Annotated in this window: 22 protein-coding genes and 1 pseudogene; 10 read left to right on the top strand and 13 right to left on the bottom strand. The window is 65.8% G+C overall.

Going from position 1 to position 20,163, the window contains the following annotated elements; translation table 11 throughout:
* Positions 1-2: 2 nt before the first annotated feature.
* The 3 genes from LRS03_RS13675 to LRS03_RS13665 all read right to left on the bottom strand — a co-directional run bounded on the left by LRS03_RS13675 (position 3) and on the right by LRS03_RS13665 (position 2,350).
* Positions 3-581: a GGDEF domain-containing protein gene (locus LRS03_RS13675; protein WP_257826054.1), complete on the bottom strand. Its 579-nt coding sequence runs from the start codon at positions 579-581 to the stop codon at positions 3-5.
* Positions 556-1,149, bottom strand: coding sequence for an MASE2 domain-containing protein (locus tag LRS03_RS13670; protein ID WP_257826052.1), 594 nt, complete (start codon positions 1,147-1,149; stop codon positions 556-558). Before LRS03_RS13670 ends, LRS03_RS13675 begins: the two co-directional genes overlap by 26 nt.
* Positions 1,150-1,411: 262 nt before the next feature.
* Positions 1,412-2,350, bottom strand: coding sequence for a Tim44 domain-containing protein (locus tag LRS03_RS13665; RefSeq protein WP_257826051.1), 939 nt, complete (start codon positions 2,348-2,350; stop codon positions 1,412-1,414).
* A gap of 114 nt (positions 2,351-2,464) precedes the next feature.
* Here LRS03_RS13665 and LRS03_RS13660 point away from each other — a divergent pair, with 114 nt between their 5' ends.
* The 3 genes from LRS03_RS13660 (at position 2,465) to LRS03_RS13650 (ending at position 4,656) form a co-directional block, all read left to right on the top strand.
* A complete protein-coding gene (locus tag LRS03_RS13660; RefSeq protein ID WP_257826050.1) occupies positions 2,465-3,340 on the top strand; it encodes a peptidylprolyl isomerase in 876 nt (291 codons plus the stop codon).
* Positions 3,341-3,366: 26 nt separating this feature from the next.
* On the top strand, positions 3,367-3,879 hold the full coding sequence (locus LRS03_RS13655) for a CinA family protein (RefSeq protein WP_257826048.1): 513 nt from the start codon (positions 3,367-3,369) through the stop codon (positions 3,877-3,879).
* Between the two features lie 117 nt (positions 3,880-3,996).
* Positions 3,997-4,656, top strand: coding sequence for a peroxiredoxin (locus LRS03_RS13650; RefSeq protein ID WP_257826046.1), 660 nt, complete (start codon positions 3,997-3,999; stop codon positions 4,654-4,656).
* A gap of 4 nt (positions 4,657-4,660) precedes the next feature.
* Here the strand turns inward: LRS03_RS13650 and LRS03_RS13645 are convergent, their stop codons facing one another.
* The gene (locus LRS03_RS13645) at positions 4,661-5,197 is read right to left on the bottom strand and encodes a hypothetical protein (protein ID WP_257826044.1); all 537 of its coding nucleotides are present in this window, start codon (positions 5,195-5,197) and stop codon (positions 4,661-4,663) included.
* Positions 5,198-5,352: 155 nt separating this feature from the next.
* Here LRS03_RS13645 and katG point away from each other — a divergent pair, with 155 nt between their 5' ends.
* Positions 5,353-7,563, top strand: coding sequence for a catalase/peroxidase HPI (gene katG / locus LRS03_RS13640; RefSeq protein WP_257826042.1), 2,211 nt, complete (start codon positions 5,353-5,355; stop codon positions 7,561-7,563).
* Positions 7,564-7,608: 45 nt separating this feature from the next.
* Here katG and LRS03_RS13635 read toward each other — a convergent pair whose 3' ends face one another.
* The 4 genes from LRS03_RS13635 to LRS03_RS13620 all read right to left on the bottom strand — a co-directional run bounded on the left by LRS03_RS13635 (position 7,609) and on the right by LRS03_RS13620 (position 11,399).
* Complete coding sequence (locus LRS03_RS13635) at positions 7,609-8,205, bottom strand: hypothetical protein (protein ID WP_257826040.1); 597 nt, start codon at positions 8,203-8,205, stop codon at positions 7,609-7,611.
* Between the two features lie 14 nt (positions 8,206-8,219).
* A complete protein-coding gene (locus LRS03_RS13630) occupies positions 8,220-9,482 on the bottom strand; it encodes a PhoX family protein (protein WP_257826038.1) in 1,263 nt (420 codons plus the stop codon).
* 390 nt (positions 9,483-9,872) lie between these two features.
* Positions 9,873-10,046 (bottom strand): DUF1328 domain-containing protein, encoded by a 174-nt coding sequence (locus LRS03_RS13625; RefSeq protein WP_257826036.1) that lies wholly within the window; start codon positions 10,044-10,046, stop codon positions 9,873-9,875.
* Between the two features lie 270 nt (positions 10,047-10,316).
* On the bottom strand, positions 10,317-11,399 hold the full coding sequence (locus tag LRS03_RS13620; protein ID WP_257826034.1) for a GlxA family transcriptional regulator: 1,083 nt from the start codon (positions 11,397-11,399) through the stop codon (positions 10,317-10,319).
* 75 nt (positions 11,400-11,474) lie between these two features.
* On the opposite strand from LRS03_RS13620, the gene LRS03_RS26935 reads away from it, so the two are divergent.
* The 5 genes from LRS03_RS26935 (at position 11,475) to LRS03_RS13600 (ending at position 14,386) form a co-directional block, all read left to right on the top strand.
* Positions 11,475-12,230: a DUF4124 domain-containing protein gene (locus tag LRS03_RS26935; RefSeq protein WP_374685059.1), complete on the top strand. Its 756-nt coding sequence runs from the start codon at positions 11,475-11,477 to the stop codon at positions 12,228-12,230.
* Positions 12,164-12,367 (top strand): hypothetical protein, encoded by a 204-nt coding sequence (locus LRS03_RS13615; protein WP_257826032.1) that lies wholly within the window; start codon positions 12,164-12,166, stop codon positions 12,365-12,367. The genes LRS03_RS26935 and LRS03_RS13615 overlap by 67 nt, the downstream gene beginning before the upstream one ends.
* 104 nt (positions 12,368-12,471) lie before the next feature.
* Entirely contained in the window at positions 12,472-13,239 is a 768-nt protein-coding gene (locus LRS03_RS13610) for an HD domain-containing protein (protein ID WP_257826030.1), read from the top strand.
* Between the two features lie 4 nt (positions 13,240-13,243).
* Entirely contained in the window at positions 13,244-13,675 is a 432-nt protein-coding gene (locus LRS03_RS13605; protein ID WP_257826028.1) for an MAPEG family protein, read from the top strand.
* Between the two features lie 87 nt (positions 13,676-13,762).
* A complete protein-coding gene (locus LRS03_RS13600) occupies positions 13,763-14,386 on the top strand; it encodes a hypothetical protein (RefSeq protein WP_257826026.1) in 624 nt (207 codons plus the stop codon).
* Between the two features lie 172 nt (positions 14,387-14,558).
* Here LRS03_RS13600 and LRS03_RS13595 read toward each other — a convergent pair whose 3' ends face one another.
* From LRS03_RS13595 to LRS03_RS13585, 3 genes are all read right to left on the bottom strand, one after another.
* Positions 14,559-15,212, bottom strand: a complete 654-nt coding sequence (locus LRS03_RS13595; protein ID WP_257826024.1) for a tetratricopeptide repeat protein — start codon at positions 15,210-15,212, stop codon at positions 14,559-14,561.
* A 116-nt stretch (positions 15,213-15,328) separates the two neighbouring features.
* The gene (locus tag LRS03_RS13590) at positions 15,329-15,700 is read right to left on the bottom strand and encodes a DUF6463 family protein (protein ID WP_257826023.1); all 372 of its coding nucleotides are present in this window, start codon (positions 15,698-15,700) and stop codon (positions 15,329-15,331) included.
* A 36-nt stretch (positions 15,701-15,736) separates the two neighbouring features.
* A complete protein-coding gene (locus LRS03_RS13585) occupies positions 15,737-16,477 on the bottom strand; it encodes a nuclear transport factor 2 family protein (protein ID WP_257826022.1) in 741 nt (246 codons plus the stop codon).
* Positions 16,478-16,480: 3 nt separating this feature from the next.
* On the opposite strand from LRS03_RS13585, the gene LRS03_RS13580 reads away from it, so the two are divergent.
* Positions 16,481-17,569, top strand: a complete 1,089-nt coding sequence (locus LRS03_RS13580; RefSeq protein WP_257826021.1) for a helix-turn-helix domain-containing protein — start codon at positions 16,481-16,483, stop codon at positions 17,567-17,569.
* Positions 17,570-18,021: 452 nt separating this feature from the next.
* On the opposite strand, the gene LRS03_RS13575 is transcribed toward LRS03_RS13580, so the two are convergent.
* Positions 18,022-18,315, bottom strand: coding sequence for a response regulator (locus tag LRS03_RS13575; protein WP_257829553.1), 294 nt, complete (start codon positions 18,313-18,315; stop codon positions 18,022-18,024).
* A 208-nt stretch (positions 18,316-18,523) separates the two neighbouring features.
* Positions 18,524-19,531: pseudogene (locus LRS03_RS13570) on the bottom strand (ATP-binding protein); the annotation flags it as partial.
* Between the last annotated feature and the right edge of the window lie 632 nt (positions 19,532-20,163).

The following is a 20,163-nucleotide window of genomic DNA, read 5'->3' as shown; positions in this document are numbered from 1 at the left end:
CGTCAGGTTGTCGTGGCTGTCCCGGCTCTGGGTAGCGTGATCACCCGGTTGCGACCCTGAGACTTGGCTTCGTACATCGCACGGTCGGCGCGTTCGACCAGCGAATCGACCGACTCGGGCGGCGCGTGTTCGGTGACCCCGACGGACACCGTGAACGTCACCGCCTGACCGCTCGGTGCCCTGACGACTGCGGCGGCCGCACGCTCGCACAGCCGGGCCGCGCCCTGGGCCGCTTCGTGAGCGGTGCTGCGCGAGTAGATGACGATGAACTCCTCGCCGCCCCAGCGCCCGATGGTGTCGGAGGCGCGCATCACCTCGCCGGCCTGCTCGGCAAAGGCGCGCAGAACGCTATCGCCCACGGCGTGGCCATGCGTGTCGTTGATGCGCTTGAAGTGATCCAGGTCGACCAGTGCCACCGCGAAGCCGTCACCCGCGCGCTTGCAGGCCAGGCGGTGCTGCGCGAGCAATTCGCTCATGTGTCGGCGGTTGTAGAGCCCGGTGAGCTCGTCGCGCGAGGCCAGCTCGGCCAGAACCCGGGTCTTGGTGAGGTTCGCTTCATCGGCACGGCGTTTCTCCGCCACGGACTTCGTGCTTGCGCCGGCTCAATTCGACCGACAAACGGTACATGACGACCCCCAGCACGAGCGGGTAGCTCAGCAGGAAAGGTACGCACCACAGCATGGTCACGAAGCTCGTTTCCGGCTGGAACTTCAGCCCGAGTGCCAGCACCGCGACGCTCGCGCCCGCGACATGCGCGACCAGCCCTTTGCCGAAGAGCTTGACGCCACCCGTCGCCACGTTGTTCAGCGCGAGGGCGGCCAACAGCAGCACGCTCGGCAGCACGTTGAAGGCCATCGCCACGGCCCAGACGCCGCCGCCGAACGAGTCGATCAGGACGTTGCGGCGTTCGGCGTCAAAGGGCGACGCCGAGCGGGTGCTGATCTGGTACGCGAGGTGGGGCCAAACGGCGCAGTAGACCAGCATGACAGTCCAGATCCACACGGGTGCGTTGGCCTGGTACATGCCCGCGCCGGCGCACAGTGACCCGATGCCGAGACCGACGGTGCGCGGCAGATAGACCCGGCGAGCCAGCCCCAGGCCGCGCGGCGGTGCGCCTGCGGGAGCTGGGGGGCGTTGAGTCGTATCCATGGCTGCAAACCGAGAGGCATTCCGGGGAAACGGATCCGCCCGTGAGCCGGTGCACGGCCATCAATCAGGGTTCCGGGTTCCTCGCGAATCTATCGGCCTGCGCGGGGCAAGCTTGAGCCGCAGAGGCGGTCGGTCTTCACGCTTCCCGCCTCCCGACATCGAATCCTGACGCGCCGGGGGCGAGCTGGTCGCCCAGCACCCCAACCAGGGCGCGAAGCTCAGCCACCGGGCTCGTGGGCAGCGCCGGTGGCCGAGGAGAACGTCAAGCGGCGGTGCTGTTCTGCGCGATGCCCGCGATGGCCCACTCGCGGCTGCCGTCGGTCGGCTTGACCAGGTGCCAGACCTCGTCGAATGCGGTGGCGGCGTGCTCGGCTTCTTCGCGCACCAGGCCGTGGAAGCGCACGCTGACGACGTATTGATCGCGCTCTTCAGCGTAGTCGACCACCTCGGCGTCAAGCTGCACCACGTCGGTCTTCTGCGCCTGGCCCTTGCGGTCCTGCAGGTCGAGGCGGAAGACGGCAAACATCTCCGGGGTGGAGAAATGGCGCAGATCGTCGAGGTTGCCGGCGTCGTTGGCCGCCTGCATGCGAATGAAGATCAGCTTGGCGACGCGCACGAAGGCCGCGGCATCGAAGTCGGCCGGCAGCGTACCGCCCTGGGCGGGGACGGCGCTCGGCGTCAACGGCGCCTGCCCAGCGCCACCGGAGCCGAATGCGGCCGGTGTGCCCATCGACGGGCCATTGCCGGCGAACTGCATGCCGCCCTGGGGCGTGGCGAGTGCCGGCGTGCGGGCGGCCGGGCCGAAGCGGCGCATCAGGAAGCGCACCAGGAAGATGGCCGCGATCGCCATCAACGCGATCATCATGAAGTTGGCCAGCTCGGCGCCGAAGCCGAGGTGGCTGGCCAGCGCGGCCAGGCCGAGGCCGGCGGCCAGGCCTGCGATCGGGCCCATCCACGAGCGCTTGGGGGCTGCGGCGGCAGCGGCAGCACCCGGCGCTGCGGCGGCGGCCGGATTGGCCGCGGGCGTGGTGGCCCCGGGGGCGTCGGGCTTGGCCGGCACGGGCTGGGCCGGCTGTGCGGGCGGCGTCTGCCGCTTGAAGCCGGAGCTGGAGCCACCGCCCAACCGCTTGGCCTCTACGCTTTCGGCCACGGCGCCGAGGCCGAACACGACGATCAAGGTGCTGAGGAGAAGGTGTCTCATGGTGTGTTTCCGTGGCTGCAGAGGTGGCGGGATTGTCGTCAGATTGGGGAACCCGAAGGCGAGTTCCACATGTTGCGATACTGCGCGGTTATTCAACCCGACCGAGGACCTCCCATGCGAACCATCCAATCCGGCCTCCTTCTGATCAGTGCCGCCTCCCTGCTGGCCCTCGGCGCCTGCAATGCGCGCAAGGACGACAAGCCCGCTGCCGCCACCGGCCCCGCCGAGGCCACGGTCAACGGGGTCGCCATCTCGCAAGGCCAGGTCGACGCGGTCATCAAGCAGCGCAGCAACGGCCAGCCGGTGCCGCCGGAGGCACGCAAGGCCCTCGTCGACAGCCTGGTGTTGCAGTCGGTGGTGGCGCAAGAGGCGGTCAAGCAGGGCCTGGACAAGTCGCCCGATTACCTGAACCAGATGGAGACCGTGCGCCAGTCGGCCCTCGCCAACGCGTACGTCGAAGACTGGATCAAGAAGAACCCCGTCACCGACGAGATGCTGAAGGCCGAGTACGACCGCCTGAAGGCCTCGGCGGCCGGCACCGAATACAAGGCGCGCCACATCCTGGTCGAGAAGGAGGCCGATGCCAAGGCCATCATCGCCACGCTGAAGAAGACGCCCGCCGCCTTCGACAAGCTGGCCAAGGAGAAGAGCAAGGACCCCGGCTCCAAGGGCAATGGCGGTGACCTCGGCTGGTTCAACCCGCAGCAGATGGTGCCCGAGTTCGGCGCTGCGCTCGGCAAGCTGGAGAAGGGCAAGATCACCGAAGAGCCGGTGAAGACGCAGTTCGGCTACCACGTGATCCTGCTCGAGGATTCGCGTCCCATCGAGCCGCCGCCGCTGGACTCGGTGAAGCCCCAGCTCAGCCAGCAGCTGCAGCAGCAGAACATGCGCAAGCAGATCGACGCGCTGAAGGCTGCGGCCAAGATCGAGCTGGCCTCGGCGGCGTCGGCGCCGGCTGCTGCGCCGGCGGCCTCGGCGGCGTCGAAGTAAGCCGCACCGTCGCCAGGGCGCATCGCGTGACGGGCCTCCCCGAGCTTTTCGCCCTCGGCGAACGCATCGGCGACCGGCTCGTCGCCCGCGGCGAGACCATCGCCGTCGCCGAGTCGTCGGCCGGCGGGCTGGTCTCGGCGGCCTTGCTGTCGCGCGCCGGTGCCTCCGAGTACTACCTTGGCGGCGCCGTGGTCTACACCCGCCGCGCCTTCCGCCGTTTCACGACGCTGACCGCCGACGACATGGCCGGCCTGCGCTCGTCGACCGTGCCGTATGCGCAGCTGATGGCCCGGCACCAGCGCGAGCGCTTCCGCGCCAGTTGGGCCCTCGCCGAAACCGGCGCTGCCGGCCCGAACGGCAACCCCTACGGCGACCCGGCCGGCCACACCTGCCTCGCCGTCGACGGCCCGGTGTGCCGCGACCGCCTGCTGCGCACCGGCGCGGCCGAGCGGGTGCCCAACATGCTCGCCTTCGCGCTGGCCGCGCTCACGCTGCTGGACGAGGCGCTCGCCGAGGCCGAGGCGCCCCGCGGCGAATGACCGCGAGCGCAGAAGCACCACCGAAAACATTCGTGGCAAGGCGGTCGAGGCTTGGATAAGGTCGCAGGTTCCGGCGAGCGAACACGCTGCGCGGAACCCACTGACCAGGAGCCCACCATGTCACTTCGCCTCAACGACACCGCCCCCGACTTCACCGCCCAGACGACGCAAGGCCCCATCCGCTTCCACGAGTGGATCGGCGACAGCTGGGCCGTGCTCTTCTCGCACCCGAAAGACTTCACGCCCGTGTGCACCACCGAGCTGGGCTACATGGCCGGTATCGAGAAGCACTTCAAGGAGCGCAACACCAAGCTCATCGGCCTCTCGGTCGACCCGGTCGAGAACCACGCCAAATGGGCGATCGACATCCAGGAAACGCAGGGCCACGCCGTCAACTACCCGATGATCGGCGACACCGACCTCGCGGTGGCCAAGCTCTACAACATGCTGCCGGCCGAAGAGCCCGGCACGTCCGACGGCCGCACCGCCGCGAACAACGCCACCGTGCGCTCGGTCTTCATCATCGGCCCCGACAAGAAGATCAAGCTGATGCTCACCTACCCGATGACCACCGGCCGCAACTTCGACGAGATCCTGCGCGTGCTTGACTCGCTGCAGCTCACCGCCAAGCACAAGGTCGCCACGCCCGCCAACTGGAAGCAGGGCGACGACGTGATCATCGCCGGCTCGGTGAGCGACGACGACGCGAAGAAGCTCTTCCCCGACGGCTGGAAGGCCCCGCGGCCCTACCTGCGCATCGTCAAGCAGCCGCGCTGAGCGTTCACTGTTTCGACGGCGGTGGTGCGCCGGCCTCGGGCGTCACCGCCACCTCGCACAACGAGGGCGGCGCCGCGCCGAAGCGCTGGTTGAACGCTTCGGCGCTCACGCGCTGGTAGGCGCTCGGCTGCTTCTGCGCCGCCCATTCCTCGCAGGTGTAGCGCCGGCCGCCCGTCTCGGCCATGGTGTCGCCGCAGCGCAGCAGCCCCCGGCGGTTGGAGACGAGCACCGTCGGGCATGCGCTGCGCGACTCGACGCCGCACACCGCCACCTGCGCGAGCAAACTGCCTTGCACCACGCCGCGGATGTGGCCATGCCGGCGCGGCGCATCGCCAGCGGCCGGTGCTTCGGTCAGCGAGCCGCAGACACGCGCACCCTCCTGCGCCAACCGGTAGCCGTAGCAAGTGCCGGGGAAGCTGGTGCAGTCTTGCCACAGCCCTGCGAAGTGGGCCGTCGGTTCGGCGGACGTCGAGGGGCCGGCGACGAGCACGGCGAACAGGCCGAGGGCCCAGGAGGCACGACGAAAGCGCGGGATCTGCATGGCGCGCAAGCCTACACCGCTGGCACGGCCCGGCTATCGGGCCCATTGCCAGCCCCACCTATCGACACCATTGCCAGCTCCAAATTGACCCCCTGGGGGCGGCCGCCGACCATCACGGCTCTCACCCGCAGTCGTCGTCAACACAGGAGGCAAGTATGTCGACCGAAGCCAAGTGCCCGTTCTCGGGCGCACAACAACCGCAACGCAAGCACACCGCCGCCGGCGCCAAAGGCAACCGCGACTGGTGGCCCGATCAGCTCAACCTCGCCATCCTCCACCTGCATTCGGCCAAGGCCAACCCGATGGGCGAGGACTTCAAGTACGCGCGTGAGTTCAAGACGCTCGACCTCGATGCCGTCGTGAAGGACCTCAACGCCCTGATGACCGACTCGCAGGACTGGTGGCCCGCCGACTACGGCCACTACGGGCCGTTCTTCATCCGCATGGCCTGGCACTCGGCCGGCACCTACCGCGTGCAGGACGGCCGCGGCGGCGCCGGCACCGGCGCGCAACGCTTCGCCCCGCTCAACAGCTGGCCCGACAACGGCAACCTCGACAAGGCGCGCCGCCTGCTGTGGCCCATCAAGCAGAAGTACGGCAAGAAGCTCTCGTGGGCCGACCTGATGATCCTCGCCGGCAACGTTGCCCTCGAATCGATGGGCTTCAAGACCTTCGGCTTCGCCGGCGGCCGCGCCGACATCTGGGAGCCCGAGACCGACATCTACTGGGGCCCCGAAACCACCTGGCTCGGCGACGAGCGCTATGCGGGCGACCGCGACCTCGCCAACCCGCTGGCCGCCGTGCAGATGGGCCTCATCTACGTCAACCCCGAAGGCCCCAACGGCAACCCCGACCCGCTGGCCTCGGCACGCGACATCCGCGAGACCTTCAAGCGCATGGCGATGAACGACGAAGAGACCGTCGCCCTCGTCGCCGGCGGCCACACCTTCGGCAAGGCGCACGGCGCGGGTGATGCCAAGCTCGTCGGCTGCGATCCCGAAGGCGGTGCCGTCGAAGACCAGGGCCTGGGCTGGAAGAACGCCTTCGGCAACGGCATGGGCGTCTACACCATCACGAGCGGCATCGAAGGCGCGTGGACGCCGACGCCGACGAAGTGGGACAACAGCTACTTCGAGACGCTCTTCGGCTACGAGTGGGAGCTGACCAAGAGCCCCGCCGGCGCCCACCAGTGGCGCCCCAAGGGCGGCGCCGGTGCCGGCACCGTGCCCGATGCACACGACCCGACGAAGCGCCACGCGCCGATGATGACCACTGCCGACCTGGCGCTCAGGGTCGACCCGGCCTACGAGAAGATCTCGCGCCGCTTCCTTCAGAACCCCGACCAGCTCGCCGACGCCTTCGCTCGCGCCTGGTACAAGCTGACCCACCGCGACATGGGCCCGCGCTCGCGCTACCTCGGCAAGCTCGTGCCGAACGAAGTGCTGCTGTGGCAGGACCCGGTGCCCGAGGTCGACCACCCGCTGGTCAGCGACGAAGACGTGACGGCCTTGAAGGCGCAAGTGCTCGCCTCGGGCCTGAGCATCTCGCAGCTCGTGAGCACCGCCTGGGCCTCGGCCTCCACCTTCCGCGGTGGCGACAAGCGCGGCGGCGCCAACGGCGCGCGCATCCGCCTCGCGCCGCAGAAGGAGTGGGAAGCAAACCAGCCCGCCGAACTCAGCCGTGTGCTCGCCAAGCTCGAAGCGGTTCGCAAGACCTTCAACGACGCGCAGACCGGCGGCAAGAAGATCTCGATCGCCGACATGATCGTGCTGGCCGGTTCGGCCGCCGTCGAAGCCGCGGCGAAGAAGGCCGGCTTCAACATCACCGTGCCGTTCTCGCCCGGCCGCACCGATGCGTCGCAGGACCAGACCGACGTCGAGGCGATGCAGTACCTCGAGCCGGTCGCCGACGGCTTCCGCAACTTCGTGAAGAAGGGCAAGGGTCTTGAAGATTCGGTGGCCGAGCTGCTGATCGACAAGGCCCAGCTGCTCACGCTGAGCGCCCCCGAAATGACAGCCCTCGTCGGCGGCCTGCGTGTGCTCGGCGCCAACCACGGCCAGGCGAAGCACGGTGTCTTCACCGACAAGAGCGAGACGCTGAGCAACGACTTCTTCGTCAACCTGCTCGACATGCGCACCCAGTGGGCCCGCGCCGAGAGCGGCGGCGGTGTGCTCGAAGGGCGTGACCGCAAGACGGGCGCGATCAAGTGGACGGCCACCGCCGTCGACCTCGTGTTCGGGTCGAACGCGCAGCTGCGCGCGCTGGCCGAGGTCTACGCCTCGGGCGACGGGCAGCAGGTCTTCGTCAACGATTTCGTGCGGGCCTGGGTCAAGGTGATGAACCTCGACCGTTACGACCTGCTCTGAGCGCGCTTCACCCCTCTCCCGGTGGGAGAGGGGCTTGCGGTGGCGTCAACGTTTCGCTTCGCGGCGGCGGCGTGCACCCACGCCCAGCGCGGCCAGGCCGCTGGCGAGCAGCAGCGCAGCGCCCGGCACCGGCACGGCTGCCACGTTGAGGTCGTACGCCGTGCTGGCGCTCAGGCCGCTGGTGTCGATGGTCCAGTCGACGAGCGGGGCGCCGCTCAGCAGCGGGTCACCGACCACGGCGCTGTAGTACTCCAGGCCGGCCGTGCGCAGGGCGACGATCTCGCCGCTGCCGGCCTGCACGGCGTAGGCGGCGTTGTCGAAGCCGCCGCGCACAGTGCCCGGCGTCACCGCCAGCGTGCCGAAGCCGAAGCGCACGCCGGGTACGCCGAGGCCGCTCAGGTTGGCCAGCTGCGTGTTGAAGGCCACCGACCCGGCGGCGATTTCCGCGGCGGTGAAGCTGAGCGACAGGCGCACCGTGTTCACGTTCAGCAGCCCGAGGTCGAAGGCCGCGAGTCCCTCGGCCGAGAAGTCGATGAAGTCGGTGTTGCCCGCGAGGTCGACCACCGACACCATGGCCGCGCTGGCGGGCAGCGAGGCGGCCAGGGCCGCGGCGAGGGCGAGTTTCTTGGCGAAGTTCTTCATGTTGTGGGGCCCCATCACAGCGTGCCACGGGCCCAGGGGCCGGTGATCGCCACGGTGACGCCGTGGTACAGGTTGACGAAGAGCACGCGGCCATCGGGGCTGAAACACGCACCGGCCATCTCGGTGCTGCGCTGGTTGCCGGTCGGGGCGTTGGGCTTGCCCACGGCGGCGAGCTGCGCCGCGGTGAACGAGTAGTTGTTCTGCGCGAAGGCATAGGTGGTGCCGTCTTCCCGCAGGGCCATCAGGCGCTGGCCGGGCAGCGTGACCGTCTGGCCTTGTGCGTTGAGGCCGGAGCTGCTGCCGTCTTCGCAGAACAGCAGGCCGCCCCGCGGGCTCACGCAGATGTTGTCGGGCGAGTTGCCGACCGTGATGTCGTCGCCGACGAAGATCGCCTTCAGCACGCCGGTGGCGATGTCGAGCGACCACACGCGGCCACTGCGGCGTGGGTTGCTCGTGACCTGCTTGTCGGTGAAGTAGACCTTGCCGTCGGCCACCCAGCAGCCTTCGGTCGCGCCGAAGATGGCCGCGCCGTTGGCATAGGCCTGCAGGTAGGGGCCGCTCGCCGACACGGTGCCCACCACCGACGAGAGGCTCGCGCCGTCGAGGTCGGGGTTCGCGATGTCGACCCATTCTGTGTCGTACTCCTGGCAGAGCAGGGGCAGGCGCAGGTCGGCGTTCATCACGTTGCGCACGCGCAGGCCCTGCAGCTGGCCGCCGGCGTGCAGCGAGTTGAGGCCGCCGTCCACGTTGCTCGGCATGAAGCGGTAGAGCGTGTTGGCGTTGCCCTGGTCTTCGGTGAGGTACCAGTAGCCGGTGTCGGGGTCGATCGCGCTGGCTTCGTGTGCCATGCGGCCCATGCCGACGATGGGGTTGGGGTTGGCATCGCCCGGGTTCACCGGCACTTCGAACACATAGCCGTGGCGGCGGCCGGTGGTGCTGACCGAGTTGCTGCGGATCTCTTCGTTGGAGAGCCAGCTGTCCCACAGCGTGGCGCCGCCGGCGCAGGGGCGGTAGATGCCGCCGAAGACGGTGTAGCTCTCGACCCAGCTGCCATCGCGCCACACGAGCGCGGTGTTGCCGCCGATCTGGTAGTTGCCGCTGGTGGTGCCTTCGTCCCACTTGGCGACGTTGGCGAGCGTGCGGCCCATGATGTTGCTGACGTTGGTGCTGGTCGAGCGCTCGTGGTTGCGGATCAGCACGAGCTTCGGTGCTGCGGCCCACGCGGCGCTGGCGCACCACGGCCATGCCGTCGTGTGCACCGGGGGTGACGAGGCCATCGGCCATCAGGTCACCGGCCCAGCCGAACGACTTGTAGCTGAAGCCTGGCGGCAGCTGCATCAGCGGCAGGCCGGTGGTGAGGTCGTTGACAGGCGCGAGCGCGCCGTAGGGGCTGGTGCCGAGCACCGAGGCGTTGGCGGCCGTGCAGGCCTCGGCATTGCGGGCGGCGAGTGCGGCCAGCGGGCCGCCGAACGCAGCGGCCACGGCGGCGGCGCTGCCTTTGAGCACGCCACGGCGCGACGAAGGGAACTCGAAATCGGACATCGCTTGGGCTCCAGGTGTTCTAGACCAGATGATGTCGCGCTCAGGTTGCGCCTCGAAGGCACACGGCAAGGACGAACGGACTAGTGGCCGGCCCCGATTCGGTGCCGACGTGGGCGCTTATTCCGTCAGAAGACGAGCGTGCCCAGCAACACGCCGAACACCAGCACGATCAGGAAGATGACCAGCGCGATGGCGAAGAGCACCTTGGCGATCTTGCGCGAGCCCGAGGCGACGCCGGTGAAGCCGAAGACGCCGGCGATGAGGGAGATGATGAAGAAGATGATGGCCCACTTGAGCATGTGATGTCTCCTGGTTGGGCTTTTTCAGCAATTGGCGTTCCACGCGATGGTGGGCTTGGTCGCGTGTCGCTTGTTTTGTGCGGTGTCGTGATGGAGCGGTTGGCGAAGATTTCGCTGGGCGACTGCTGTGCATGGGGTGCCGGCGTTCGGTAGAGATACGCGAAGGGCTGCTCTCGACCCATAGCAGTCCTTCGCCGCGCAAGTCCCGTTGCCACTAGCAAACGTTCGATCGAAGGCCCGTCCCTGGCCGTATCGGCGCGGTCACGGCTGTTAGCGCAACTCACTCCAGCGTCTTACTTCCGGATCCGAGAAGGACACTACCGCGTCGCAGGAGGCACTGCTTGCACTCACGGCCGGAGCTTCAGACGGCGACATACCGAATTCGCGCCGGATCAGCGCCCTCAGCGCTGAGGTGTCGCCATAGCCAACACGGCCAGCAACCGTTTCGAAGGGAAGCGTCGTGGTCCGCAACAGGTCGACAGCTGCTTCGACCCGTCGGCGCTGCACTAGGCGCCAAGGTGATACCCCCAAAGCCTGCGTACAGCGCCTCGCCAGTGTTCGTGGGGTGAGGTTCAGAGCTTGCGCCAGATCCTCCACGTTGACGGTCTGGTCCAAGTGCTTGTCAATCCAGCGGCAAGCCTGCCTCATCAGGGGGTCCGACTCAGCCATCCACGCCAAGCTCACGTAGCGGCTCTGTGCCTCCCGCCGATCCGCGACCAGCAGGCGCGCGCACCGCTCGGCGAGTGACGCATCGACCACGCGCGCGATCAGATACAGCATGAGGTCAAGATGCGCGAACGCAGCTCCGGCCGTAACGATCGGTCCGTCGCTCACGACCATCCGATCCACTTCGAGCCGTACGCTCGGGTAGCGTTCGCGAAAGGCGGCGCCAAGCCACCACACGGTCGTCGCGTGCCGCGTGTCGAGCACGCCCGCCTGGGCCAGCAGCCACGTGCCAGCGCACGATGCAGCAGTGGGAAGCGAATCCTTTTGACGTTCACGAACGATCTGGAGCCAGGGCGCCACCGCCGGTTGGTCTACCCATGCCTTCATGGCATCCGCGTTCTCGATGAAGGCTCCAGGAAATATCAGCCAATCGGCAGCGCGGGCCACTGCCAACGGTTCGTGAGCGACGCGCAGCCCTGCCGCTGACGGACAGGCGCTACGTTCCGGGGCGACCATGCTCACATGGATTGCGTCGGGCCGACCTGCCGCCCGGCACAGCGCATTGACAGTCTGAGCAATCGTAAGGGTCACGCCGAGACTGGCGTCTAGAAAGTCGGGCAGTAGCGCGAAGGCAATGTGATTCGGTTTGCTGGCGGACCGCTGCGCTTGTTTCTTAACAGATGTCATTGACTTGTCCAGAATGCCACGAATGATGGCATGTTCGCCCCTTGCTTGGCTCTGGGACAAACGCGACGTTGACCCATGTCTATCTCTCTCGCCCCAAAGAGAAGTGCGGGTCGCTCAGGCCATTCGCTCGAATCCGCTTTTCCGACGTCGCCTCGAAGTGCGTCGATGGCGCACCTCCCACGACTGCGAGATCTACTTGCACGCATTACCTGTTGTATCGAGGGGCTCAAACCGCGGCTTGGTGATCATGGAGCCAGAACCCAGCGAGATGCTCTTCTGAACTGGAGCGTTGTCGTTGCCGGGATGCTGCTTGCGGTTTTGCCCCAGACTGCTCTATCGACAATGCACAAGTGCAAGAGCCCGGACGGGCGAATCGCCTACTCAGACCAACCGTGCACTACCACTGAAGCCCGTGCCGTCATCAAACAAGCGCCACCACATTCTGAGGTGCAGCCGGCGGGGATCCCAACTGCTGCGCCTGCTGGACCGAGTCTTCCGGCAGTAACGCAGCAGTCTCGCCGCCGCCCTGCGGAGGAATCGCAATCACGACCGACACCCACCGCGAGCCTAGAGGAACAAGTCCGACAGTTCGACTGTCGTAGCGCGCCGCTACGAAGCTGGAGCTCGATCAAAGATGCCGACAAGGCAATTCGGCAGCGTGCGTCGAGCAGGCATGTGCATCGTTCGCCGGTATGCGAGGTCCGGCGGAGCACTTCATCTTGTGCGCCCGGTCGAAGGGCCTTGTCCGAGGAGCCGACTAGACCATGCTCGACGAGAACCCGAGACACGACGCACCGGAGGCCGACCGGCATCTCGTCATTGCCGCTCTAACGCCTCGGCTGCCTCTCGGCAAGCACGCCCAGCGCCTTCGCATGCTGTCAGAAGGTGATGCGCTGGTGTACAGCGTGAAGTCTGGGGAAAACAGCGTCTCAAAGGCGCTCGGCTGGGCGGAGTTGAAGGAACGTTGACCGCCCGCCACCATGCGCGCCCGAATGGGGAAATGTCTTAAATGGCGCGATCGATGTCATATTCGCCACTGGTGTAGGACTCGAGCGGGAATCACACTTGATGCATGAAAAGCTCCCTCATCCCGACATTTCATGCCGACCATCGCAGCGGGTCACTCGACTTGACGGAGCGCTGGCGGCTCAGCGTCGCGCTGCTCCTGGCTGGTGTTGCGCGCAAAGCTCGCTCTCGCAGCCGTCCGCAAACACGCGTCCGCTCGGACTTGCTCAATCCGGCGTTGTGGAACGCGATTGAAGCACCGCAAGGGAGGCTGGCTAATCGCGCCTGGGAACTGGCGCGAGGCCAGCAGCCGGCGTGGCTTTTGAACCATGGACTTCGAACGCATGCTTGGGCCCAAGCCTTCGGGGTAATTGCTGGTCTGGCACCTGACCGCGAGGCACTCTTTGCGGCGGCGATGCTGCATGACGCGGGGCTGACGCCTGCTGCCCCCACTCCAGCCAATCACTGCTTCGCCGTCCGAGGAGCCCGCTACGCTGCCAGTTCCTTGAAGGAAGTGGCCGCACCGGCAACCCTCAATCTTGTCGCTGAAGCAATCGCGCGACACCTCGACCTGCAGGTTGATCCGGGAGATGGCGCCGAAGCGCACCTGCTGCAGGCCGGAGCCATGGCCGATGTGCTGGGGCACCGAGTGCAGCAACTTCCGCTCGCGTTGCGCACCCACGTGTTGACCGTCCATCCGCGTCTCCAGATGAAGGAAGAACTGTGCCGGTGCATGACAAAGGAAATCACCTTGGCGCCACATACGCGTGTCGACTGCTACGTGCGCCGCATTGACTTCTTGAGCCTGATTCGGCAGGCGCCATTCGAGGAATAGCGAGATGAATGAGACCCTGCTCACCCCCAGCCTCCTGGCATTGCTCGGCTTCGGGGCCTGGACACTGGCGTTGCAAACCGGCATTGCATTCCACCGTGCGGCCCTGGTTCTGAGCGGTCAGCGCCGGGCCAACTCCTTCACACCCTGGGGCAACGATGTATCACCGTTCTCTGCCAGACTTTGCAGAGCCCATGCGAACTGCGTCGAGAACCTCCCTGTCGTGGCGGCTCTCGTTGTGTCGGCGGCGGTCGCTGGTGTCAGCGCAATCACGGATCCGTTGGCGCTGTGGTTGCTGGCAGCTCGCGTGTGTCAGTCCGCGGTGCATCTCATGTCCACTTCTACCCGAGCAGTGACGCTGCGATTCGCCTTTATGGCAGCCCAAATGGGTGTGTTGGGGTTCTGGGTGGTCGAGCTTTTGTTGCTTCTGCGCAAGTAGAAGTGGTCGGAGACGCGAGTTGCTGGGCGCAGCTACAGGCTTTCGAAGGTCTAGCAAAAGTGACGAACCGTGAGGGAGATGCCGTTCATGGCCAACAACAAAGAACAGTTGCTCGCGGTCTTGTACCGGGAAATGTCGACCGACGAAATCGAGAGACGACTGGCACATGCAGATTTGGTCGACGTAGCCCGTCGTCTCGCCGCGGATGAACTGACCAGGCGACGAACCGCTGCGCCGGAAACAGCGACCTCATTCTTCGTGCCGGACGTTGAGCCTGCGCCTCGTGATGGAGCACGGATCGCAAAACTCTTTGTCGGCATCGCTGTGTTTGCTGCGGCAGCGTGGGTCTTGCTGCCCAAAGAGCTGGCTGGTTTGCTGATCGTGGGGGTGTCGCTGCCTGCCTTTGCGGTGCTAATTGGCAAGCTGGCACCGGGTCCATCGCCAATCATCGGCTTCATTCTTTTGGCGACGCCTTTGTGGCTCGGCGCCCTCATGTGGCATAGCGGTGATCTGGCGTGGCGGTCTGGCGACTACCGCCCGCTATGGTCGCTCATCATGTGGGCAGCGCTGATCGTCGGTTCGCTGATGGGCATGTGCTTCGGCAGTTCCCTTATGTTTGGCGCGCGGCACGAAGAAAGCTGGAAAGACATCGAGCAAGAACTAGGCCACAAGAGGAAGGACGCACTGGCCAGGTCCCGGCATCTCGACTGAGGCGTTCTTTGCAGGTGGCAAACCGCAGTTTGATTGAGACGTCAACGCGCATCGCTGCGCGATGTGCATTCCGTTCTCGACGCGGACTGCACAGGTTAGTGGGAGCCTTTGGCGGGGCAGGCTGAATGGGACTCGTGCAAGGTCTGCGCCGCGCGCCAATCGTGATTCGTCGTCACCAAAACTTCCACCACGGACGTGAACCACCTTTTGCGGTTCGTGTCTTCGAAGAAGAAGGCGCAGTTTGCCCCGCCCGCACATGGATCATCTGTCCGATCTCGCCGGCATCGAGTTTCGACAAGAGATCGGCAACCTTGGCATCCCCTGGAACCAAACGAAGGTAGTTCTTAAAGTGTCGCCTTGCCTCGTCGAACTTTCCTTGATTCGTGCAGGCAAAACCTAGGCCTTGATGCACGATTGGATGGACTTGGACTCCGGAGCGAGCCAGGACCATGGTGAAAAGCTTCTCTGCCTCAGCCATCAGGCTTGGGTGAAGAGTGACGTACATCTTTGCCCGACAAAGGATCGCGTCGATCTGAAATTCCTGGATACGAAAGATCTCGTTGAGCACAGTGTCAGCGTGTCTTGCCGCATCAGGAATGTCGATGTTGTGGCCCATCCGAAGAAAGTCGGCCATCAGAAGCTTGGGCTCGATTTCGTTTGGGTTGGCTTGATAGAACGCAGTGAAGTGAGCCGTATCGGCTTGCCACAAGGTTCTTACCTCATGAAGTTGATCGGCGCCCTCTAGCGCAACCGGCCAGCCGCCGATCACCTTCTCATAGGTTGCATTGCGATGACTCAGGTCATTGAGTTGCGCTTGGTAGTTCATCGGTTCACTAGGTCTGATCGTCAGGTCGAAAGGAAATGGCGACACCTCTTGGTTGAGGCGACGCGCAAACGAACGCATGAGGCGTCATAGCGCGGAGCCTTAGACGGCAAGCGTCCTCACTGGCGTCCTGACGACCAGCGAACACTCGAGGCCAAAAGCAACAACGAAAGCACAAGTGCCATCCACAGCGGTGATCTTGGAAACGCCGCTATCCCGACGACGGATGAGGCCAAAAGGTAAGTGCCCATCACCCTTAGCGCCTTCAGATCGCCTGCCGCAACGGCACGAATGGCCAGATGGCCTGCGAGGACAAGCGTCACTCCACACATCAGAAACCAGAATGCCGTGCGCCGAAGCTCGGGTTCGGCAAATTGCCCGAAGAACCCGCCGGACAGAGCGCCCAAGAGCGGTTCCTTAAACCTCAACACGCCGAACACGATGTGGATGATGCCCAAAACCAGCAAGGCCCATGCAGAAAACTTCGGCATCACGTTGCTCCAATTCTTTTCGTGGATATAGACAGCTCAGAACTTCCCGTTGGCGTTCTTCCACTCCTCGCGCGCCGGGATCGCCTGGACGACGTCCCAGTGCTCGGCGATCTTGCCGTCCTGCACCCGAAACAGGTCGTAGAACGAGGTCGCCTTGCCAGCGAACGAACCTTCGCTCATCACCAGCACGAAGTTTCCCTCTCCGATCACCTTGTGGATACGGTCGTACTTCATCGTGACGCCGGCCTGGCTCAACGCTCGCAGCGCAGCGCCCAGTCCTGAGAGTTGGTCCGCGATCTGCGGGTTGTGCTGGATGTACTGGTCGCCGTTGAAGTACCCCGCCATCTTGTGCATGCGCGCGTTGACGAGCACGTCATCCACGAAGCTCCTGACCAATGCCTTGTTGGCCTCGGTTTTCTCAAGGTCGCCCGCCTGGGTCGGGCCGTCGACCATGGACCTGCCGCTGGGGTTGGGACGGCTCGGCGCAGTTTGCAGGTTGTCCCAGTGCTCCACGATTTTGCCGTTCTCGAAACGGAAAACGTCGAACCCGATCTTGGGGCCGAAGAAGTTGTATTCGCTGTGAGCGAACACATGGTCACCATCCTGGAACACGCGCACGGTATTCACACGCGCTGAGCCTTTGGGCAGGGCCTGCAGCACTGCTTGGAAGCCTGCCAGACCATCCGGCACCGCAAGGTTGTGCTGCACATAGCGGGCCGGGTTGATCACCGTGGTCGCCGCCTGATCACCGGTTTCGATTGACTTCAGCAGGGCCACGACTTGGCTCTTGCGATCTGGATTCGCGGTCGTGCCAGCGCATCCGGACATGGAGGCAAGGACGAAGGCGATCGTCGCGACGGCGGTGAGGGTTCGAAACATCGAGTACATGGTGTCCAATATGGTGTTTTGGGTGCACTACTGTTGCCCGTTCAGGGCATCCCCATCAAGGTCACCGGCGATCACGTTATGGTGAAAACAAGTCAAACACAGAAAGCCGGTGAATCGATCCGAGAGACGCGATTCAGTAATGCGCGCCTCTCCAAGGTGGGCATCGAGGTTTTGCGATTGGAAGATCTGCAGCGTTGGGCCCAACAGCAGTGGTTGGCGCAGCCTGAGCGAATTGAGTTTCATCTGCTCATACTGGTGACTGCTGGTCGCGGCTTGCACACTGTCGATTTCGAATCGCACGAGCTAAAGGCGGGCACGTTGATCAGTGTGCGGCCCGGCCAGATGCAGCGCTGGCATGCGGGCGATGGTCTGGAGGGGCTGTTTGTCGTTTTCCAGTCGAGCGCGCTGCCTGGCCCTGGCGCCCACACCGAGGCCTCGCATGAGTTGTTGCGCATCAATGAGTGGCCGGTGTGCATGCGCTGCCCCGCGAAGGTTCAGGCGGAGCTTGCAGAAGAAGTGAGGCGTCTCGCAGATGAACTGAAGCGCTACGACCAGGGTGACTTGGGAACGGCTTTGATTCGCCAGCTCACCGGCTGTGTCTTGCTGCGGTCAGCCAGGGCGGTTGCCGAGCACAGCGCGATGGCCAACGATAAGCCGCATTCGGTTCATCGGTTGTTCATCGCGGAGTTGGAGCGGGCCGTTGGTGAGCGTCCGACAGTGCATGCGTTGTCAGCGCGCCTGGGATATTCAGTGAGCACCTTGAACCGAGCTTGTCTGGCCGCGCAAGGCACCCCTGCGAAGGTCGTGATCGACAAGCGGGTCGCGCTGGAGGCCGCTCGGTTGCTGGTTCACACGCTCGCCCCGGCAGCACAGATTTCACTGCAGCTCGGCTTCTCGGAAGCGACGAACTTTTCGAAATTCTTTCAGCGAGTGATGGGTGCCACGCCTCAGGCGTTCCGTGAAAGGCATGGCGCTCGTTGAGCGCTACGGACTTCGGGTTGCTCCGTTCAGCGCTTGCAGCTTTCACTTCAAGCAGAGGCCGCGACGGACCGCTTTTGGCCGATCGCAGTCCCTCCTGCGAAAACAGCGAGCGTCAGTTCAGTCTCTCGCCGCCACAGAATTCGCACCCGTTAGCCCCGTCCCTCCAACACCAACTCCGTCTGCGTCACCACCGCACAAAGCTTCCCCGCCTCGTTGGTGATCGACGTTTGCCACACCATCGTCGTGCGCCCGCGGTGCAGGGCCACCCGAATCGGTGGTTGTGGTGCTGCGGCCTTCGGACAGGTTGAGCACGGTGCCCACTGCCCCCAGCGCATCGGCAAACGCCATGTAGGCGCCGCCATGGAGGATGCCGCCTGCCGTGCACAGGTCGGGCCGCACCTGCATCTCGGCCACCACGCGCTCGGGTGTGATCTCGATGAGCTTCACGCCCATCAGGCCGGGTCGGGCGTGTCGAGCGCCTCGCGGATGCGCGCGGCCAGCTCTTCGATCGTGAAGGGCTTGCCGAGCAGGTGCACACCGGTGTCGAGCGTGCCGTTGTGCATGAGGGCGTTGCGGGAGTAGCCGGTGGTGTAGAGCACCTTGAGGCCAGGGCGACGCCGTCGCGCTTCGTCGGCGAGCTTGCGGCCGTTGACTTCGGGCATCACCACGTCGGTGAAGAGCAGGGCGATGTCGGGGTGCGCATCGAGAAGCTTGAGCGCCGCGGCGGCGCCGTCGGCTTCGACCACGCGGTAGCCGAGTCTCGGTGAGCGCGTCCATGCTGAACTGGCGCACCGCGCCTTCGTCTTCGACGACGAGCACGAGTTCGTGGCTGTCGCCGCGCGGGGCGTCGGGGGCGGGTTCGGTGGCGGTGTCTTCGGTGGTGGCGCCGGCCAGGCGCGGCAGGTAGACCTTGACGGTCGTGCCCTGGCCGAGCTCGGAAGAGATCTTCACGTGGCCGCCGCTCTGCTTGACGAAGCCATAGACCTGGCTCAGCCCGAGGCCGGTGCCACGGCCCACTTCCTTGGTGGTGAAGAACGGGTCGAAGGCCTTGGCCACGACCTCGGGTGACATGCCGGTGCCGGCGTCGGTCACCGCGACCATCACGTACTCGCCCATCATGTGTTCGGCACTGGAGCCCTCGTCGAGCTGGCAGTTGGCGGTCTCGATGGTGAGGTGGCCGCCGTCGGGCATGGCGTCGCGCCCGTTGACGGCGAGGTTGAGGATGGCGCTCTCGAGCTGGTTGGGGTCGGCGTGGGTGCGCCACAGGCCGCCTGCAAGCACGGTCTCGAGCTGCACCGCGCCGCCGAGCGAGTGGCGCAGCAGATCGGACATGTTGGCCACCAGCTTGTTGACGTCGAGCGGCTCGGGCCGCAGCGGCTGGCGGCGCGAGAAGGCGAGCAGCCGCTGGGTGAGCTGGGCGGCGCGGCGGGCGCCGTTCCTGGCGGCGTCGACATAGCGCTTGGCGCGTGCGTCGCCGGCGATGAAGCGCCGGTCGAGCAGTTCGAGCGAGCCGATGACAACGGCCAGCATGTTGTTGAAGTCGTGCGCGATACCGCCGGTGAGCTGGCCCACGGCCTCCATCTTCTGCGACTGGCGCAGCGCCTCTTCGGTCTTGACGCGCGCGTCGATGGCTTCGGCCACGCGGCGCTCGAGCGTGTCGTTGAGGTCGCGCAGCGCGATCTCGGCGCGGTGCCGCGCGCTCACGTCCTGGAACAGCACCGCCACCTGGCGGCGCGAGGGGGGCTCGATGCGGAAGGCGGCCAGTTCGAGAAAGCGCCCGGTGTGCACCAGCTCGCGCTCGAAGCGCACCGGGTTGCCGGTCACGAGCACGTCGCGGTAGATCTGCACCCAGCCCGCGGCTTCGTCGGGCACCATGTCGCGCACGCACCTGCCCACCGCGTCTGCGATGCCGGTGTTGGCCGTGTAGGCGGGGTTGGCGGCCACGTGCACGTAGTCGCTCATCGGGCCGTGCGGGCCGTCGAGGAACTCGATGATGCAAAAGCCCTCGTCCATCGCCTCGAAGAGCGCGCGGAACTTGCGCTCGCTTTCGTCGAGCGCGGCCTCGGCGGCATGGCGCTCGGTAACGTCTTGCCGGCGCTGCGCATCGAGCGCCTGCACGCGCAGCTCGCTGTCGGCGAGGCTGCGCTGGGCGAGCACCTTGTCGGTGGTCTCCCACACGGTGCAGATCATTCCGCAGATGCGCCCGTCGTCGTCGCGCAGCGGCGAGTAGGTGAAGGTGAACCACGTCTGTTCGTCGCAGCCCTGGCGGTTCACGACCAGCGGCAAGTCTTCGCGGTAGAGGCCCTGGCCCGAGGTCGCCATGTCGATGAGGGGCGCGATGTCGGGCCAGATCTCGGCCCAGACCTGCCGCACGGGGGCGCCCAGCGAGGCCGGGTGCTTGTTGCCGAGGATGCGGGCGTAGGGCTCGTTGTAGACCATGCCGAGCGCGTCGCCCCAGCCGAGCCACATCGGGGCGACCGAGTCGAGCATCATCGAGACCGCCGAGCGCAGCGCCCGCGGCCAGCTGGCCGGCGGGCCGAGGGTCGAATGCGACCAGTCGTGACCCCGAATCAGGGCCGCCATCGGAGAGTCTT

The organism is Rhizobacter sp. J219, from assembly GCF_024700055.1.
Lineage (GTDB): Bacteria > Pseudomonadota > Gammaproteobacteria > Burkholderiales > Burkholderiaceae_C > Rhizobacter.
This window is presented reverse-complemented; position numbering and strand designations above follow the sequence as displayed.